1 protein-coding gene and 1 pseudogene are annotated in these 712 nt (G+C 49.4%); both read right to left on the minus strand.

Annotation, left to right across the window (positions count from 1 at the left end; all coding sequences use genetic code 11):
* Window positions 1-266 (minus strand): annotated as a pseudogene (locus ACHH0Z_RS25635) (phage tail protein); the annotation flags it as partial.
* A 62-nt stretch (window positions 267-328) separates the two neighbouring features.
* Entirely contained in the window at window positions 329-562 is a 234-nt protein-coding gene (locus ACHH0Z_RS25640) for a hypothetical protein (protein ID WP_045409817.1), read from the minus strand.
* Window positions 563-712: the final 150 nt, after the last annotated feature.

Below are 712 nucleotides of genomic sequence, written 5' to 3' on the forward strand. Positions count from 1 at the left end.
CTTTGCGCCACCAGCGCGGCAGTTACCATGTTCAGCGCCACACGGGGAACAGCTGACCAGGCTGCACCGGCCTGAGTAGGCCCGGTAAAGTTACTAACCAGAGTCACCTGGGTATTACCGTCAACCGATTTAACGGGCAGCGTATAATCAACGCCACCCACAGTGGAAACAATAAAGTCACCTGCGGCAAGTTCGGTAGTAAAAGAGGTTCCGGAACCGCCAACAACAGCGGACCCGTTTGTCAGGGTGATAGTTCCTACAGACATATGCGCTCCTTTCGGGCAATAAAAAACCCCGCCGGGGCGAGGTTTATTCAAAAATGTTTGAGTTAATGGCAGGTGGTACTACTGAACGTGTTTGCGCTGACCCATGACCAGTTAAATGGGTAACCGGCGCGGTACTGGGTCTGGTTACTTTGCTTACGCACACCGTAAATCTGGACGATGTTTTCCTGTCCGCCGATCAGGGCCGTTCCGGTACATATGGGTTGCTGCTTCTGAAGAACGCCAGCGCAACCGGAGAGCAATACAGCCACCGCCAGGCAAAGAATCATGTTTTTCATAGTGGTTATATCCCAGGGTATTAACGAAGCTAAACAATATCAAGATGAATCAAGGGGATATAATTGATTTTGTAGATCAATTTCATAAGATTGATCGCTGAAAACGATCAATCGTAGTTGGCGCAGTTGATGGCCATTATCACGTTTCTC

Source organism: Enterobacter cloacae complex sp. 2024EL-00227, from assembly GCF_043945315.1.
GTDB lineage: Bacteria > Pseudomonadota > Gammaproteobacteria > Enterobacterales > Enterobacteriaceae > Enterobacter > Enterobacter roggenkampii.

Bases quoted from the DNA above. Each gene is read 5' to 3' on its own strand.
- ACHH0Z_RS25640 (WP_045409817.1), bottom strand. From the start codon at position 562: ATGAAAAACATGATTCTTTGCCTGGCGGTGGCTGTATTGCTCTCCGGT.